Origin of the sequence: Streptomyces sp. NPDC058326 (genome assembly GCF_042879855.1) — a bacterium.
GTDB lineage: Bacteria > Actinomycetota > Actinomycetes > Streptomycetales > Streptomycetaceae > Streptomyces.
On record NZ_JBHVZO010000002.1, the window covers coordinates 573,766 to 590,998 of the forward strand.

General features: G+C 73.6%; 13 protein-coding genes. 5 read left to right on the forward strand and 8 right to left on the reverse strand.

All coding sequences use genetic code 11. The features are described from left to right. Positions 1-17: 17 nt before the first annotated feature. The gene (locus tag ACFVYX_RS05350) at positions 18-2,891 is read right to left on the reverse strand and encodes a glycoside hydrolase family 2 TIM barrel-domain containing protein (protein WP_389679963.1); all 2,874 of its coding nucleotides are present in this window, start codon (positions 2,889-2,891) and stop codon (positions 18-20) included. A 237-nt stretch (positions 2,892-3,128) separates the two neighbouring features. Here ACFVYX_RS05350 and ACFVYX_RS05355 point away from each other — a divergent pair, with 237 nt between their 5' ends. From ACFVYX_RS05355 to ACFVYX_RS05375, 5 genes are all read left to right on the forward strand, one after another. Further along, entirely contained in the window at positions 3,129-4,226 is a 1,098-nt protein-coding gene (locus ACFVYX_RS05355; protein ID WP_389679964.1) for a LacI family DNA-binding transcriptional regulator, read from the forward strand. Beyond that, complete coding sequence (locus tag ACFVYX_RS05360; protein WP_389679965.1) at positions 4,207-4,746, forward strand: SigE family RNA polymerase sigma factor; 540 nt, start codon at positions 4,207-4,209, stop codon at positions 4,744-4,746. Before ACFVYX_RS05355 ends, ACFVYX_RS05360 begins: the two co-directional genes overlap by 20 nt. Then, positions 4,746-5,417, forward strand: coding sequence for a hypothetical protein (locus ACFVYX_RS05365; RefSeq protein WP_389679966.1), 672 nt, complete (start codon positions 4,746-4,748; stop codon positions 5,415-5,417). The genes ACFVYX_RS05360 and ACFVYX_RS05365 overlap by 1 nt, the downstream gene beginning before the upstream one ends. Before the next feature lie 244 nt (positions 5,418-5,661). Continuing rightward, complete coding sequence (locus ACFVYX_RS05370) at positions 5,662-7,338, forward strand: rhamnogalacturonan lyase B N-terminal domain-containing protein (protein ID WP_389679967.1); 1,677 nt, start codon at positions 5,662-5,664, stop codon at positions 7,336-7,338. Positions 7,339-7,443: 105 nt separating this feature from the next. Further along, positions 7,444-8,946 (forward strand): carboxylesterase/lipase family protein, encoded by a 1,503-nt coding sequence (locus tag ACFVYX_RS05375; RefSeq protein ID WP_389679968.1) that lies wholly within the window; start codon positions 7,444-7,446, stop codon positions 8,944-8,946. A 50-nt stretch (positions 8,947-8,996) separates the two neighbouring features. On the opposite strand, the gene ACFVYX_RS05380 is transcribed toward ACFVYX_RS05375, so the two are convergent. The 7 genes from ACFVYX_RS05380 to ACFVYX_RS05410 all read right to left on the reverse strand — a co-directional run bounded on the left by ACFVYX_RS05380 (position 8,997) and on the right by ACFVYX_RS05410 (position 17,226). Continuing rightward, positions 8,997-10,127, reverse strand: coding sequence for a pectinesterase family protein (locus ACFVYX_RS05380; RefSeq protein ID WP_389679969.1), 1,131 nt, complete (start codon positions 10,125-10,127; stop codon positions 8,997-8,999). Positions 10,128-10,152: 25 nt separating this feature from the next. Then, positions 10,153-11,448 (reverse strand): polysaccharide lyase family 1 protein, encoded by a 1,296-nt coding sequence (locus ACFVYX_RS05385; protein WP_389679970.1) that lies wholly within the window; start codon positions 11,446-11,448, stop codon positions 10,153-10,155. After that, positions 11,445-12,251 carry a rhamnogalacturonan acetylesterase gene (locus ACFVYX_RS05390; RefSeq protein WP_389679971.1) on the reverse strand — a complete coding sequence of 269 codons (807 nt, stop codon included), beginning with the start codon at positions 12,249-12,251 and terminating at the stop codon, positions 11,445-11,447. The genes ACFVYX_RS05385 and ACFVYX_RS05390 overlap by 4 nt, the downstream gene beginning before the upstream one ends. Further along, positions 12,248-13,588 (reverse strand): ABC transporter substrate-binding protein, encoded by a 1,341-nt coding sequence (locus tag ACFVYX_RS05395; protein WP_389679972.1) that lies wholly within the window; start codon positions 13,586-13,588, stop codon positions 12,248-12,250. Before ACFVYX_RS05395 ends, ACFVYX_RS05390 begins: the two co-directional genes overlap by 4 nt. A 61-nt stretch (positions 13,589-13,649) precedes the next feature. Next, on the reverse strand, positions 13,650-15,218 hold the full coding sequence (locus ACFVYX_RS05400; protein WP_389679973.1) for a family 43 glycosylhydrolase: 1,569 nt from the start codon (positions 15,216-15,218) through the stop codon (positions 13,650-13,652). Then, positions 15,215-16,060 (reverse strand): PmoA family protein, encoded by an 846-nt coding sequence (locus ACFVYX_RS05405; RefSeq protein WP_389679974.1) that lies wholly within the window; start codon positions 16,058-16,060, stop codon positions 15,215-15,217. The genes ACFVYX_RS05400 and ACFVYX_RS05405 overlap by 4 nt, the downstream gene beginning before the upstream one ends. Then, positions 16,057-17,226 carry a Gfo/Idh/MocA family protein gene (locus tag ACFVYX_RS05410; RefSeq protein WP_389679975.1) on the reverse strand — a complete coding sequence of 390 codons (1,170 nt, stop codon included), beginning with the start codon at positions 17,224-17,226 and terminating at the stop codon, positions 16,057-16,059. Before ACFVYX_RS05410 ends, ACFVYX_RS05405 begins: the two co-directional genes overlap by 4 nt. Positions 17,227-17,233: the final 7 nt, after the last annotated feature.

Genomic DNA, 17,233 nt, shown 5'->3' on the forward strand with positions numbered 1-17,233 from the left:
GAGGCGGGGCACCGTGCTCAGCCCGCCGACGGGGTGAAGGTCAGCGCGAACGCCGCCGGGCCCGCGTCGAGACGGTGTCCTGGCAGCACGCCCGGCCCGCAGGACTGCGAACCGATGCCGTGCTGGGCGTGGTCCAGGTTCAGCCACAGCGTGTCGCCGGGCACCAGGTCGGGGCGGTGCGCCGCCGCGTCGAGCCGTTCGGTGGTCCAGCGGCGGGCGGTGAACCAGAAGGCGGGCTCGCCCCCGACCCGTACCCCCGTGCTCCCGTCGGTGAGTTCCAGCCACCGGGTGTCGATCCGGGCCCCGTTCTCCTGCGGCCGCACGTAGGGCGTCTGGAGTCCGGCGACGGTCGACTCCCAGCGGCCGAGCCGGGCGGCCGCGCGGGTGTCCGGGTACGCCTCGCCGGGCCCGCCGCCGTACCAGACCACCCGGTCGAGGGCGGCGGGCAGGCCGAGCAGGACCCCGAGCCGGGGGAGCGGCACGGTCCACGTCCCCTCGGGGGTCACCTCGACGTCGAGCCGCAGCGCCGTGCCGTCCGACGTCCAGCGGTACGTGACACCGAGGCCGAAGTCGCGGGCCGCGGGCGCCACCCGCGACCGCACGGTCAGGACGCCCCCCGTGGTGCTCACCTCGTCGGTGCGGTGCCGCATCCGGTGCAGGCCGAGCTCGCGCCAGAGCGTCGCGTACCGGATGTCGGGCTGCCAGGGCGCGCCCTCGTCGTTGTCGGTCGGCGCCCGCCAGACGTCGAGCCGGAGTCCGGTCACGGGGAGGGCTCCGACGGCGAGCGGTTCGCCCGTGCGGGCGTCGAAGACGCCGGGGCCGAGGGTGATCCGGTGCCCTGCCGGGGCCGGCCGGGCGCCGGTGAGGGGCCGGAGGCGGCGGCCCGGGGCGGTGGCCGGGATCTGCCCCCAGGCCACCTCGTGCCCGGCGGGCGCCCACGCGGTGGCGCGGGCGAGGACGGCCCGCACCGTCCACACCGCTTCCGTACCGGCCGGAGTCCCGGGCGGCTCGGGCAGGCGGACCAGCGCGTTCGCTCCGGCGGCGAGCGCGGGCACCTCCAGCGGGCCCTCGGCGAGGACCTCGCCGTCGGCCAGAAGGGACCAGGTGAAGGCGAGATGGGAGAGATCGGAGACATCATGGCCGTTGGTCACCGAGACCGTGCCGGGCTCATCGCCGGGAGAGATCCGGACCGGCTCGATCACCTTCTTGTACTCGACGAGCCCCGGCGACGGCGTCCGGTCGGGGAAGAGCAGTCCGTCGCAGACGAAGCTCCCGTCGTGCAGTTCCTCGCCGAAGTCGCCGCCGTAGCCGTACTCGTGGGCCGGGTGGACCAGGCCGTGGTCGATCCACTCCCAGACGAAGCCGCCCTGGCAGCGCTCGTACGTCTCGAAGAGCCGCTGGTACTCGGTGAGCCCACCGGGACCGTTGCCCATGGCGTGCGCGTACTCGCAGAGGATGAAGGGCATGCGGCTGCGGGCCTCGGGCCCCTCGTCGGCGCGCCGGCCGATCTCCTCGACCTCCGCGTGCGGCGGGTACATCCGCGAGTAGACGTCGGTGTCCGCGCAGGAGCGGTCGCCCTCGTAGTGGACGAGCCGGGAGGGGTCCCGGTCGCGGATCCACTCCGCCATCGCGGTCAGTCCGGCGCCGGTGCCGCACTCGTTTCCCAGCGACCACAGGACGACCGACGGGTGGTTCTTGTCCCGTTCGACGAGCCGGGCCGCCCGGTCGAGGAGGGCGGGCGTCCAGCGAGGGTCGTCGACCGGGTTGCCCTGCCAGGCCAGCTCCTCGAAGCCGTGGGTCTCCAGGTCGCCCTCGTCGATCACCCAGAGGCCGTACGTGTCGCAGAGGTCGAGGAAGGCGGGGTGCGGCGGATAGTGGGAGGTGCGGACGGCGTTGATGTTGTGTCGCTTCATCAGCTCGACGTCCTCGCGCATGGTCGCGAGGTCGAGGGCGCGCCCGCGCTCGGGGTGGAACTCGTGCCGGTTCACGCCCCGGAAGAGGACACGGCGCCCGTTGACCTTCAGGACGCCGTCCTCGACGTACACCGAGCGGAAGCCGATCCGCAGCGGGATCCGCTCGCCGCCGGCCGTCAGCTCCCCCTCGTACAGACGGGGGACCTCGGCGCTCCACGGCTCGACCGGGACGGTGACGCTCTCGCCGGTCGCGAGGTCGAGACCCAGCTCCGGCACCCGCACCCGGCCCGGCACGTCACAGTCGACGCGCAGGCCGCCGGCGCCCGCGGTGTGGTCGTACGAGGCGTGGACGAAGAAGTCGCCGGGGGAGCCCTCCGGCCGGTGCAGCAAGGTCACGTCACGGAAGACGCCCGGCAGCCACCACTGGTCCTGGTCCTCCAGGTAGGAGCCGGAGGACCACTGGTGGACCCGGAGGGCGAGGACGTTGTCCCGGGCCTTCAGAAGGTGTCCGACGGCGAACTCGTGGGCGAGCCGCGAGCCCTTGAAGTCGCCGAGCTCCGTGCCGTTGAGCCAGACCCGGGCGCAGGACTCGACCCCGTCGAGGCGGAGCACGGTCCCGCCGTCCGCCGGCCAGTCGGCGGGCAGGTCGAAGCGGCGCAGATGGTCGCCGGTCGGGTTCTCGGTGGGGACGCGGGGCGGATCGACGGGGAACGGGTACAGCACGTTGGTGTAGGCGGGGCCGCCGAACTCCTTGCCCTGGAGCACCCAGTGGCCCGGGACCGCGACGGTGCCCCAGCCGCTCGCGTCGAAGTCCGGGGCGGCGAAGGACGTGTCCTCGGCGTCGGCCGTGGGGGAGAGACGGAAGGCCCAGTCGCCGTTCAGAGAATGGGCCGGGGCGTCGGAGCGGGCGTACCAGGCGCGGGGCGGCAGTGTGCCGCGGCCGGGGGAGACGTCTTCGTACCAGGGCAGGGCGGGCATGGTCCTCCTGTCGGAGAGGGGAAGAGAAGGGAAAGGTCACGGGGGCAGAAAGCGCTTGCTGCCCGCTGTTCATCCCACCGCGCCGGACGCCCGCGCACAACCCCGCCCGGGCCCCGGACCCTTGGACTCTTCGCGGCCCGCCTGGACAGCCCGCCGAGCGGCCGCTTAGGGTCGGGGTCCGCATCAGCCACGGGCGCCGGACGCCCGGAACACCGGGAACTGCCGAGGAGCGCGCACGTGGTCACCCTCGCCGATGTCGCCCGCCACGCCGGGGTGTCGGCCAGCACCGTCAGCTACGTGCTCAGCGGCAAGCGCTCCATATCCGCCCCCACCCGCGAGCGGATCCAGCACAGCATCGACACCCTCGGCTACCGGCCGCACGCCGGCGCCCGCGCCCTCGCCAGCAGCAGGACCGACATCCTGGCCCTGATGATGCCGCTGCGCACCGGCCTCTACGTGCCGGTCATGATGGAGATCGCGATGGCCGTCACCACCACGGCCCGCTCCCACGGCTACGACGTCCTGCTGCTCACCGGAGAGGAAGGCCCCGAGGCCGTCCGCCGCGTCGAGGGCAGCGCCATCGCCGACGCCATGATCGTCATGGACGTCGGGATCGGCGACCCCCGGCTCCCCTGCCTCCGGGAGGCCGAGCGGCCCGCCGTCCTCATCGGGCTCCCCGCGGCGTCGGCCGAGGACGCCGAAACGGACGGACTCGACTGCGTCGACCTCGACTTCGAGGCCGCCGGCGCACGCTGCGTCGAGCATCTCGCCGGTCTCGGCCACACCCGCGTCGCCGTGCTCGGCGAACCGCCCGCCGTGTACGAGCGGGATACGGGCTTCGCCGCCCGCACCCTCACCGGGCTGCGCGCCGCCGCGGCCGCCCACGGCGTCGGGCTGCTCCACCGGCCCGTCGACGGCACCTACGCGGCCGTCGCCGCCGCCGTCACCCGCGTCTTCGAGGAACGCCCCGGCACCACGGGCCTCGTCGTCCAGAACGAGGCCGCCGTCGAACCGCTGCTCGCGCTCCTGCGGCACCAGGGCCGCGCTGTGCCCGAGGACGTCTCGGTCGTCGCCATCTGCCCCGACCAGGTCGCCGTCCACGCCTCCGTACCGCTCACCGCCGTCTCCGTACCCGCCCAGGAGATGGGGCGGCTCGCCGTCGAGCGGCTCGTCCGGCGGCTCTCGGGGGAGGGCCCCCGGGGGACGGAGCTCATCCCGCCCCGGCTGACCGCGCGCGCGAGCACAGGCCCCGCGTCGCCCGGCGCTCCCGCACCCCTCCCCGTCGACCGCCCCGTCTCCGGCCCCGAGGACCGCCGTGGTCACGGCGGACAGTGAAGCCGGCGACAGCGCGACGGAGTTCCGGGTCTTCTTCGAGCGCCACTACGCCGAACTCGCCCGGCTCGCCCACCTGCTGACCGGCGAGACCGACGCCGCCGACGACCTCGCCGCCGACGCCATGCTCGCCCTCTGGCACCGCTGGGACCGGGTCCGCGCCGCCGACCACCCCGCCGCCTACGCCCGGGGCGTCGTCGCCAACCTCGTCCGCACCCGGATCAGGGGCAGCGTCCGCGAGCGTCGCCGCGTCGCCGCCTTCTGGGACCGGCGCCCCGACCACGTCGAGGACCCGGACGTACCGGCCGTCGTCGACGTGCGGACGGCGCTGCGCGCCCTGCCGTTCCGCAAGCGCGCCTGCGTCGTCCTCCGGCACGCCTTCGACCTCTCCGAACGCGACACCGCGCTCGCGCTCGGCGTCTCGGTCGGTACGGTGAAGAGCCAGACCGCCAAGGGCATGGCGGAGCTCCAGCGGTTGCTCGGCCCCCGGGCCGCCACCCAACTCGCCGCGGGGAGGCGCTGATGGACGAGACACGGGTCCGCCGCGAGCTGCGGGAGGCGGCGCTCGCGCACCGGCCGGACCACGCCCGCATCCTGGCCCGGGTGGAGCGCGGCCTGGCCGCGCCCGCCCCGGCGGCCCGCCCGATCCGGCCGGCGAGCCGGTGGAACGGCCGGCGGTGGACGGCGGTCGTGGCCGTGACCGCGGCTGTCGCCGGTGTGGTCGGTCTCGGCGGTCTCGCGGCGACCACCCTGGGCGACCGGCCCGCCGGACCCGCCGCCACGGTGCCCGCGCCCGGCCCAGCGGCGCGGGTCGTCGCCACGCTCGACCCCGGCAGCAACCGCTGGTGGTCCCAGAACGACCTCGCCCTGACGACGGACACGCCGGTCACCGGGCTCACCGTGGAACTGCGCGTCGCCCGTACCGCCGGAGTGGTGAGCACGGGCCACTGGCGCACCCGCCCTGCCGAGGACTTCACGGTGACGGTGGACCAGGAGCCCGGGGCCCTGGTCTACCGGTGGACCCTCAAGCCGGACCGCACGGTCCCGCCCGGCCCCCATGTCTTCGCGGGACAGTACAACCACGCCGAAGGAGTACGGGACGCCTCGGCCGACACGTACACCGTGGTCCTCACGGGCGGCGACGGCGGCCGCTCGACCCTTCGGGGCGACTTCGGGGCGGCCGCCGGCCGCTGACCGGCCGGTCAGCCGGCGTCGTCCGGTTCAGCCGACCGCCGGGGTGCCGGTTCCCCCGGGGACGCCGGTCTTCTTCCGCGGGTCGGAGAAGCGGCTCACGCATGGGGACGACGCCACGAAGTCAACGCCGTTCCCCCGTCAGGCCGTCACGGGCGTGAAACGTTTCGAAACGCTGCGGCAACCCTTCTGCCGGTGGCGGCGACCTACGGGCAGCCGCACCGCCCACCGAAGGAGCCGCACGCCGATGAGCTCGTACGACACCTCCGCACAGCCCCTGCGCCGCCGCACCCTCCTCGGGGCCGCCCTCGCCGGCACGGCCGCCGCCACCGCCGGCCTCGCGTCCGGCACCGCCGCCGCCGCGGGGTTCGGCTGGAGCGACGACGGCAACCAGTACGTCATCGACACCGGCGCCGGACTGGTCTTCAAGGTCTCCAAGTCGACCGGCGACCTCACCTCCCTCGTCTACAAGGGCAGGGAGTACGAGGGGTACGGCGGCAAGCACTCGCACGTCGAGTCCGGCCTCGGCGCCTCCACCGTCACCCTCGCGCAGACCGGTTCCACCGTCCTCGTCACCGTCGTCCACGGCACGCTCCGGCACTACCTGGCGGCGCGCTCCGGACGGAACAACGTCTACCTGTGGACCGACAAGGCAGACACGTCCTTCACGGCCACCCGTTTCATCGCCCGCGTCAAGCCCGGCCTCTTCCCCAACGAGGGCCCCGACTCCTGGGTCGAGGGCGCCGACACCGTCATCGAGGCCGGGGACGTCTGGCAGCGCGCCGACGGACACACCCGGTCCAAGCACTACTCCGGCGTCCGGGTCATGGACTACGACCACATCGGGTACAGCAACGGCTCGGTCGGCCTGTGGATGGTCCGCTCGAACCACGAGAAGGCCTCCGGCGGCCCCTTCTACCGCTCCCTGCTCCGCCACTCCAACGAGCTCGGCGTCGGCCTGTACGAGATCCTCCACTACAACCAGTCCCAGACGGAGCCGATGCGCTTCGGTCTGCAGGGCCCGTACATGCTCGCCTTCACCGACGGCGCCACCCCCGACCCCGCCCTCTTCCCCGCGAACCACGACACGAGCTGGGTCGACGGCCTCGGCATCCGCGGCTGGGTCGGCGCCGCGGGCCGGGGGCGGGTCGCGGGCGTCGGACTCCAGGGCATGGCGGCGGGACACGCCTACACCGTCGGCTTCGCCAACGCCGACGCCCAGTACTGGGCCCGTGCCGCCGCCGGAACCGGCGCGTTCTCCTGCCGGGGGATGCTCCCCGGCACGTACACCCTGACCGTGTACAAGGGCGAACTCGCCGTCCACACCGGCACGGTGACCGTGACCGCCGGCGCCGCCACCGCCCTCCACACGATCACCCTCGCCAACGACCCGAGCACCGCGCCCGCGCTCTGGCGGATCGGCGACTGGGACGGCACCCCCGGCGGGTTCAAGAACGCCGCGCTCATGACGGTCGCCCACCCCGCCGACGTCAGGGCCGCGCCATGGACCGGGAACGTCGTCCTCGGCAACGGCGACGTGACCGCCTCCTTCCCCTGCTACCTGTGGAAGGACGTCAACGACGGCGTCCTCGTGTACTTCCGGCTCACCGCCGCCCAGGCCGCCGCCGCACACACCCTGCGGATCGGGGTCACCACGGCCCTCCTCAACGGCCGCCCCCGGGTGACCGTCAACGACTGGGTCTCCGCCATCCCCCTGCCGCCCGACCAGCCCTCGACCCGGTCGCTGACCACCGGCTCCTACCGGGGCAACAACCACACCTTCACCTACGTCGTCCCGGCGAGCGCCTGGAAGACCGACCCCAGCCAGTACAACGTGCTCCGGCTGAACGTCGTCAGCGGATCCACCGGCACCGGCTTCCTCAGCGCCGGCACCGCGATCGACTGCGTCGACCTGCTGCCCTGAACCGCCGCCCCCGCGGGGTACCGGCACGCATCCACATCACCGGTGTGTCAATCGTCATGATCTTGGTGTTGGTGCCGCCGGGGGCCGCGCTGCCAAGCTGCCCCCATGGACCTCTTCAAGACGACCCACGGCGCGGTGCGGGGCTTCCGGGCCTCCGTCGACGTCGTCGCCGCGCTCGGCATCCCCTACGCGGCCCCGCCGTTCGGCGCCCACCGCCTCAGGGAGCCCGCTCCGGCCTCCGCGTGGACGGGAGTGCGGGACTGTACCGTCTTCGGCCCCGTCGCCCCGCAGTCGGCGGAGCTGCCCGGCGCGCCCGTGTGGTCGCCGGGCGACGAGGACATCCTCACCGTCAACGTCTGGACACCCGCCCCGGACGGCGGCGCCCTGCCCGTCCTCGTCTGGATCCACGGCGGCGCCTACACCTTCGGTTCCTCGGCCCAGCCCGACTTCGACGGCGTCGTGCTCGCCCGCGCCGGTCTGGTCGTGGTCACCCTCAACTACCGGCTGGGCTTCGAGGGCTTCGGTCACATCCCCGGCGGCGGAGCCGCCCACCCGGACAACCGGGGCCTGCTCGACCAGGTCGCCGCCCTGCGCTGGGTCCGCGACAACATCGCCGCGTTCGGCGGCGACCCGGCGAACGTCACGGTCGCCGGACAGTCCTCCGGGGCCGCCTCGGTCGCCTGCCTCATGGTCATGGACCGCGCCCGCGGACTGTTCCACCGGGCCATCGCCCACAGCCCCGCCAGCCCCTGCTACCCGCTCGGCGTCGCCGCCGCGACCACCCGCGAGGTGGCCGCCGCCGCGGGCTGCCCCGACACACCCGAGGGCCTGGCGTCGGCGACTCCCCAGGCCCTGGTCCTCGCCTCCGACCAGGTGGTCGACGGCTACCGGCGGGACCCCTCCTCCGGGTCCCGCCACTACGACCCCTCGCTCTACGCCCCCGTCCTCGACGGCGACGTCCTGCCCGTCGACCCCCTCACCGGGATGGCCGCGGGACGGAGCCGGGGCATCGACCTGCTGGTCTGCCACACCACGGAGGAGTACTGGCTGCTCGACGCCGTCGGCAGCAGCGCGAAGGTCACCACCGAGGAGCGACTCGACCGCTTCGCCACGGACTTCGGGCTTCCCGGCGGTCTGGTGGACGGCTACCGCGCCGCGCTGCCCGGAGCCCCCGTGCTCGACGTCTACCTCGCCGTCTTCGGCGACCTCCTCTTCGGGGAGTACGCCCACCGGCTCGCCGAGCTCCACGCGGGCGCCGGCGGCCGTGCGTTCCTGTCGCGCTTCGACCGCCGCCGCACCGGCCCGCGGGGGCCCGTCCGGGCCTGGCACTGCGCGGACATCCCCTTCGCCTTCGGCAACGTCGACAAGGAGGAGCTCGCCTTCCTCATCGGCGGCGCCCCCACCGGCGAGGACCACGGGCTCGCGCGCCGCATGGTGCGCGCGTGGGCCGGCTTCGCCGCCACGGGGGACCCGGGCTGGCCGGCGGTCGACGGCTCCGCCACCCGCACCAGGACGTGGCGCACCGCCGACGCACCTGGCGACGAGGACGAGCCGGCCTCCCTCCGCGCCCTGTGGGCGGAGGCCCGTTTTCCCCTCCTGCGGCCGTGAACGGGAAACCACCGGACCCCGCGAGGGGCCCGGTGGAGGTGCTCCCGTCGTCAGGGGCAGGGCCGCCGGGGAACCCAGTCGCCGAGGTACGCCGCCGGGGTCACGGACGCCGCGTCGGCGGCCGTGAGCTGGGGACGGTTCTCCGGGACGGTGATCCGGGCGCCCCGCCCGGAGTTGCGGTGCTCGGCGAAACGTTGCGCCTGCCACGGGAAGGCCTCGCGCATGTTCGCGTACGGGAGGACGGCGTCGACACCCGCGCCGAGGACGCTGTCCCGGACGACGAGGGACGGCCAGGCCGTGAGGTCGGAACTCGGCACCCACGGCCGGGCCAGCTTGTAGAAGCCGTCCGGGGCCGAGCTGGTGACCCGGCAGCGGGCGGCGAGGAATCCGTACGGGTTCGCCCGGGCCGTGGACGGGGCGAAGACGAAACCGTGCGGCGCCGACGCCAGGTCCGGGCGGAGCAGCGTCCGGAAGTGACAGTGCTCGAACACGGCGGTGGCCCGGCCGAAGACGAAGTCGACGTCACCCTCCACGTAACAGTGCGCGAAGTACTGGCGAGCGAAGGCCGAGAGAGCCGCCGAGTCGGCGTACAGGGTGTCCTGGTGGCCGAGGAAGCGGCAGTGGAAGAAGGCCGACCTGTCGCCCGTCACCTTGAGGGCGACCGCCTGGGTGCCGGGGTTCCCCGGCAGGTCGGTGCGGAGGAAGTCGTTGGCGAAGGTGACGCCCTGGGCGGCGTAACCCTCCGCCTGGACGGTGGTGGTCGCGGAACCGGAGGTGCCGTACGTGCCGCCCTCCGGCCGGGGCGTCCCGGCGGAGTTGGCGTACACCACGACGACGTCCCGGGGGTCCCCGCTCGCGCCGATCCACGTCATGCCGGTACGGGAAGGACCGACGACGACCGTCTCCCGGTACGTGCCGGGGGCGAGCACCAGGGTCCAGCCGGGGCCGTCGGCCGCGGTGACCGCCGCCCGGACCGTGGTGTGGTCGCCGAGGCCGCCGGGGTGTACGTACAGCGTCCGGGCGGTGAGCCGTTCGGCGGGCGAGCCGAACCGGCCGAAGGGGCCTTCGCGCGGTGCGGCCGACGCGGGCGCGGCGGGCAGCGCCAGGGCGAGCGCGGTTCCGGCGGCGCCCAGGAGCAGGGAGCGGCGTCCTGGGACGGCTCCGGTGGGGTGCGAGGGCATGCGGGTCCTCCTGAAGGGTGGGAGCTCAGCGAGAACGGCCGGCGCCCGCGTGGTGGGCGACGACCGCGGGAACGGCCCTCGGGTGGTCGACGCGGGTCCGCAGGACCGGGGTCCAGCCGGCGTCGGCCCGCAGCAGCTCCTCGGGGAACTGCGCGTTGTGGACGGCGAGCAGGTCCGTCGGGGCGCCGTTGACGTAGTTGCCCGTGGTGGTGACCGGGGCGTCCTTCCACTTCTTCAGGATCTTCCCGGCGGGCACGCCCGCGGCGAGCGTGAACGCGTTCTTCTCCGCGACCAGCTGGGACTCCTGCCCGATGCCCAGGCTGTACGCGTAACCCGAGGACGGCACGACGAAGTGGTTGTTGTACGCGTCGACCTGGCCGAACCGGACCCGGGGCGCCCGCTCGATCACGTTCTTGAAGAGGTTGTGGTGGAGGGTGACCCGCAGCTTGCCCCGGTCGGTGGCGCCCGCGCTGTCGCTGTTGCCGATCATCAGGGTCTTGTCGTGGTCCGTGAAGACGTTCCAGGAGACCGTGACGAGGTCCGCGCCCCGGACCACGTCCAGCTCGCCGTCGTGCTGCTGGTACACCTCGCCGTAGTACGAGGGCAGCGAACTGTCCGGGTGGGCGCCGTCGGTGAACGTGTTGTGGTCGATCCACACATGGGTGGAGCCGTACACCACGAGGCTGTCGTACTCGGAGTTCCACGCCCCGGTCGCGCCGTCCGTCGGGTCCCACTGCGGGAAGCAGTCGAGCGGGCTCTCCAGGGTGAGGTTGCGGACCACGACGTTGTCGACGCCGGTGACCTGGAGGCTGCCGCCGGTGATCCCGGCGTGCCGGCCGACCCCGGTGATCGTGGTGTTCGCGGGCACCTTGACCTTGATCGCCTGGCCCTGGGCGGTCGCCGACGCGGCCCGCAGCTCCTCCTGGGGGCCGCTGACCTCCTTCTCGTACCCCCAGACGGCCGGGTCGTAGTCGGCGAGGTAACGGGCGAAGTCGTACCCCGGGGCCTCGAAGGCGGCGCAGCCGGCGGCGGTCGCGTTCAGCGTGCCCACCACCTTGACGATCCTCGGTTCGGTGCCCGGCACGGCGAGCGCGGTCCGGAACTCCTCCCAGGTGGTGACGGTGAACACGCGGGAGGACTCGGCGGCGGCCCCGCCGGTCGTGCCGGTCCCGGAGGACGCCCAGCCGTCGCCGGCCGGCAGGGTCGCGCGGGCGGGGTCGGCGCCGGGCCGGTGCCCGGAGTGCGCGCCGGCGACGGGGGCGGTGACCGTCAGGGCGAGCGCGGTCGCGGCCACCACTCCCAGGTGCTTGCGTCGGTTCATGGACGGCTCTCCTCGGCGTCGGGCCAGGTGATCAGGTCGGTGGGGATCTCGTCGTCCAGGCGGCGCGTCTCACGCGGGGCGAGGACATGGGTGCGGAGCAGCTCGGCGGCGACCAGACGGGCCACCTCGACGGCGCCCGGCGGGTTGAAGTGGGTGTTGTCCTGCTCGGTCGCCGTCCAGTTGAAGTACGTCTTGGTCGCCTCGGGGCCGAGCCGCTGCCACAGGGCGAGCGACAGCGCCTCGATGTCGAGGAGCGGCACGTCGGAGGCGCGGGCCACCTCGCGCATCGCCGCCGGGTAGGCGCCGTGCGTGCGCAGGGCGGTGCCGTCGACGCCGAACTTCCGCCGCTCCACGGAGGTGGCGAGCACGGGGAGGGCGCCGCGGGACCGCGCGGCCTCGACGAAGATCCGCAGGTTGTCCTGGTAGGTGGTCCACGGCTCGGTGTGGCGGGCGGGGTCGGCGACCTTCGCGTCGTTGTGGCCGAACTGGATCAGGAGCAGGTCGCCGGGGCGGATCGCCGTGAGGATCGCGTCGAGCCGTCCCTCGTCGAGGAAGCTCTTGGTGCTGCGTCCGTTGACTGCGTGGTTGGCGACCCGCACGTTCCGGTGCAGGAAGAAGGGGAGAGCCATGCCCCAGCCGGTCTCGGGCGCGGCGTCGGCGTACTTCTGGGCGGCCGTCGAGTCGCCCGCGATGAAGAGGGTGCGCATGGGGGGACGTCCTTGGGAACGGGCCGGGGATGCCCCGGCCAGGGCGAGCGCGAGGCCCGCCCCGGCCGAGACCACCGCGCGGCGGCCTACGCTCACGGGTTCTGCTGCTTCCACTCCGCCTGCGCCTTGTTCAGCTGCTCGGCGAGGTCGTCGAGGAACTCCTTGGCGGAGGTCTTGCCGAGCAGGACCTTCTGGAAGCCCGCCTCGTTGTCGGACTTGGAGATGTTGTTCCAGTCGGTCAGGTAGTACGGCAGCTGGACGATGGCCGTCTTGCCGCTGAAGAGGACCTCGGCGGCGAGCTTGGTCGGCTCGGCCTCCTGGATCCACGGGTCCTTCGCGGCCTCGGTGTTGGCCGGAATGGCGCCGGCCGACTTGTTCCACTTGCTGTTCGAGGCGTGCGAGGCGGCGAACTCGATGAACTTCCAGGCGGCCGCCTTGTTCTTGCTGGAGGAGAAGAGCCCGAGACCGTCGACCGGGTTGGAGACCTGGACGCGGGTGCCGTCGTCCAGGGTCGGGTTGGGGATGCCCCGGAACTTGTCCGTGCCGAGCGCCTTCACGTGGTCCTGGTAGGAGCCCAGGTTGTGGTTCAGCATGCCGATCTCGCCGCTGTCCCACTGGGCGACCATCTTGGTGAAGTCGTTGTTGACGTCGGCGGCCGGGGTCGTCCTCTTGAACAGCGCGGCGTACTTCTCGAGCGCGGCCACGTTCTTCGGGTCGTTGACGGTGGTCCTGTCGCCGTCCCAGAAGCTGGTGATGCCGCTCTGGCCGTACATGGCGTCCAGGGCCTGCGCGATGGAACCCGCACCGCCGCGGATCGTGTAGCCGAAACGGTTCTTGTCCTGCTGCGTCAGCTTTTCGGCCGCCGTGTAGAACTTCGACCAGGTGGTGGGCTCGGGCAGGCCGGCCGCCTTGAACAGGTCGGTGCGGTAGTAGAGCACGCCGTTGCTCGCGGAGGTCGGGACGGTGAACAGCTTGCCCTGGCCGCCGGCCGACTTCACGCTCTCGACCATGCCGGCGTTGAGCCTGCCCTTGAGGGAGCTGCCCTCGATCCTGGCGTCCAGCGGCTCCAGGGCGTTCTGCGCGGCGATCCCCGCGAGCATCGCCGCCCCGACGCCGCCCACGTCCGGCAGGCCGTCGCCCTGGATCGCCGTGTCGTACTTGGACTGGACCTCCTTGGAGGCGATCCCGACGTACTCGACGTCGATGTCGGGGTTCGCCTTCTCGAAGTCCGCGATGATCTCCTTCCAGACGTCGGTGCGGACACCGCCGTTGTTGTCCCAGAAGGTGATCTTTCCCTTGCCCGATCCCTCGGTGCCCTTGGCGCCGCCCGCGCCGCTGCCGTCGTCACCGCAGGCGGTGGCGGTCAGGGCGAGGACACCGGACAGGGCGAGGGCGAGGGCGGCTCTGCGCCGTCCGCCGGGGAAGATGGTCATCGTCGGCTCTCTTCTCTCGGGGTGCTACGGGATGTGACGGGGGATGGGGATGTGGGGGAGCTCATGGGGTGGTGACGCGGAAGGCGGAGAACACGGCCGTCCCGGCGTGTTCCGCCTCCGCGGGCGCCCCGGCGAACAGACCGAGCAGTGCGCCGACCCAGCGCCAGGGCGTGGCGGCGAACTCGGGGCCGAGACGGACCGGACCCTCGCCGTCGGTGCTGTTGCTGGTGTCGTCCGTGTCGTCGGTGGTGTACGAGAAGCGGCAGCGCGCGTCGGCCGTCACCTCGATCCGCAGGCGGACCCGGTCCCCCGCGAGGGGCACCGGGTGCGCCGCGTCCCGTTCACGGTCCGCGGTGGCCGGCGCGAAGCGGTGCACGAGCCGGGCGGTGCCGTCCGGGGCGCGTTCGAGACCGATCCACGCATACGCGTCGCCGAGGACGACGAGCCCCGCGCGGGACCCGGCCGCCGTGGAGTCGAGCCGCAGCCCGACCTCGACCACGAGGGCCCCGGCGGGCAGCCGCTGGGTGAGCACATGCGGCACACCCCGCAGATCGTCGACGCGGTCCGAACGGACACAGCCGAGGCGCAGCCCGTCGCCGGTGTGCTGACTGGCCCAGCCCTCGCCCGGGTTGGCGGTCCACTGCCACTGGCGGCCGAACCGCCCGCCGGGAAACGTGTCGTCCACGGCGGGCCGCGCGGGCGGCTGCTCCGGCAGATCCGGCTTCCGGTGCACACGGACCGGGGAGCCGCCGTCACCGAGCACCGGCCAGCCGTCACCGTCCCAGCGCATCGGCTGGAGGTGGACGATCCTGCCGTGCGCGCCCGACTGCTGGAAGTGCAGGAACCAGTCCTCGCCGCGCTGGGTGCGCACCCAGCCGCCCTGGTGCGGGCCGTTGACGTCGGTGTCGCCCTGCGCCAGGACGGTCCGCTCCTCGTACGGACCGAGGAACGACCGCGACCGGAACGCGCCCTGCCAGCCGGTGGCCACCCCGCCGGCCGGGGCGAGGATCCAGAACCAGCCGTCGTGCCGGTACAGCTTCGGTCCCTCCAGGGTGAACCAGCCCGGTATCAGGTCGGCGTCCACGAGGACCCGGCCCTCGTCGAGCACCTTCGAGCCGTCCGGGCTCATCCGGTGCCCGACGAGCCGGTTGTTGAAGCCGGCGCGGGACTTGGCGAAGGCGTGCACGAGGTACGCCTCGCCCGACTCCTCGTCCCACAGGGGGCAGGCGTCGATCAGCCCGAGCCCCGACTTCACCAGGTGCGGGGCCGTCCAGGGGCCGCGTACGGAAGGGGCGTTGACCTGGAAGATCCCGTGGTCGGGGTCGCCCCAGAAGATCCAGAACCGTCCGTCGTGGTGCCGGAACGAGGGCGCCCACACCCCCCGGTCGTGCCGGGGCTCGGTGAACGCGGCGGCCGGTTCGAGCCGTTCCAGGGCGTGGCCGACGAGCGTCCAGTTGACCAGGTCCCGGGAGTGCAGCAGCGGCAGACCGGGGGCGCGGCCGAAGCTGGACGCGGTCAGGTAGTAGTCCTCGCCGGCCCGCAGGACGTCCGGGTCGGACCAGTCGGCCGCCAGGACCGGGTTGCGGTACGTGCCGTCGCCCAGGTCCCCGGTGACGGTCGCCGCGCTCACGACGCCACCGCCTTGCGGACCAGGGCAGCGGCCCCGTCCCGGTCGAGGCGGCCGTCGGCGACGACGGTCACCACCCGCCGTACGAAGGTCTCCCCGTCCGCCACCGCGAGCCGTTCGCCGTGGGCGAGGGAGGAGCCGACGCCCGGGTACTCGGCGGCACGGACGAACCACGGGTCCTCCCGGGTCCGCGCGGTCGCCCCGGCGAACACCAGGGTCCACCCCTCGCCGGCGAGCGCCACCCAGTCGGAGCGCGCCCCGTGCACGGCCTCCTCGCCGTCGGCGTCCGCCCCGAACACCACCGGAGCCGTCGCCTCCTTCGGCGCTCGCCAGAAGAAGCCGCCGTACGCGGCACCGGGCCGGCCGTTCGTCGCGGGGCTGCCGACCGACAGGTCCCGCCCCGACACGTTGGTGAGGGAGAACGTGAGGTCGAGCACCCAGGCGGAGTCGGTGAGCGCGGTGGCCGCCACCGTCCGGTGCTCCCGCAGGAGCCGCTCGCCGCTCGCCGTCCAGCTCAGCTCCTCCACGAAGCCGTCCGGGTCACAGAGTTTGAAGCCGTCGTGCCGCTGCACCCCGTGGTTGTCGAGCTCGACGGAGCCCCGGTCGCGGACGAAGGTGCGTCCGCCCCAGAAGTTGTGTCCTTCGACATCGGGCACCGCGACGCCCGCCCCCAGGTGGTGCGGGTGGTCCACGGGCACCGTCTCGGTCACCGGCCGGCCGCCCAGGGTGGTGACGGGGTGGAGGTACGGCCGGGGGGAGTGGTCGAGGGCCAGGTCGGGCCGGGTGAGGTAGTGGGCGACGGTGCGGCCCGCGCAGCGCAGGACCGTCGGGGACGCCTGGTTCATCGGACCTCCGCCCGGGTCGTCGGCGCCCAGGAGGCGCCGAGTTCGGAGAACAGCCGGAGCGTGTCGGCACTGGCGTCCACCAGGGCGTCGACGCCGTCGACGACCCGGCGCGGCGCGCTCTCGCCCGGTTCGGTGTGCCACTGCCCGGGAGGGATCTCCACCGGGTCGGGAGCTGTCCGTACCGCCTCGACGACCCGCATGAACGCGCCGGTCTCCGCCGGCGGCACCCACAGCGGCTCGCCGTCGGTGACGTGCGCGACCAGGTTCTCCAGGAGGTCGGTGCGCCCGTACTCGGTCTCCACCGGGCCGTGACCGGCACGCTGCACGAGGACCCGGTCCTGCCGGTACCAGAAGGTGATCCGGCCCTGGCTGCCGTGCACGATCACATACGGCTCCGAGGACTTCTCGGCGCACAGCGTCGCCGCGACCGTGACCCGGGTGCCGGCGGAGGTCACGACCCGTACGGCCGAGGTGTCGTCGGACTCGATGGCGTTCGCGTGCAGCAGCTCGGTCTCGATGTGCTCGACGTCCCCGGCCCGGGTGGAGCCGGACAGCGCGAGCGCGGTGGCGACGGCGTGCGCCAGGGGGTTGGTGAGCGCCCCGTCGACGACGTCGGCCCCGTCGAGCTTCCGGTGCCCCGCCCAGGGGGCGCGCCGGAAGTAGGCCTCGTCGCGGACCCAGGCCCCGGCCGCGCCGACACCGAGGAGTTCACCGATGGCACCCTCCTGGACCAGGCGGCGGATCGCGGGTACCGCGTGGGAGCCGAGCGACTGGAATCCGATCTGGCAGGCCACTCCGGCCGCCCCGACTCCGTCGGCCATCCTGCGGAACTCCGCGAACGACGGGGCGGGCGGCTTCTCCAGGAGGATGTGCGCCCCGTGCCGGGCCGCGGCGAGGGTCATGTCGGTGTGGGTCTGGATGGGGGTGCTGAGCACCACGATCCGGGCGCCGGTCGAGGCGAGCAGCGCCTCGAAGTCGGCGGACTGCTCCGGGTCTCCGACGCCGTCGAGTTCGGCCGCGTCGAGCGGGCGCAGCTCGCAGACTCCGGCGAGCCGGACGAGCCCCTGTTCTTCGAGGCGGCGGATGTTGAGGAGGTGGCTGCGGCCGTGGCCGCGGGCGCCCGCGAGAACGACCGGAAGCGGGGTTCGGGTGGTGACGTCGTTCATGTCTTCC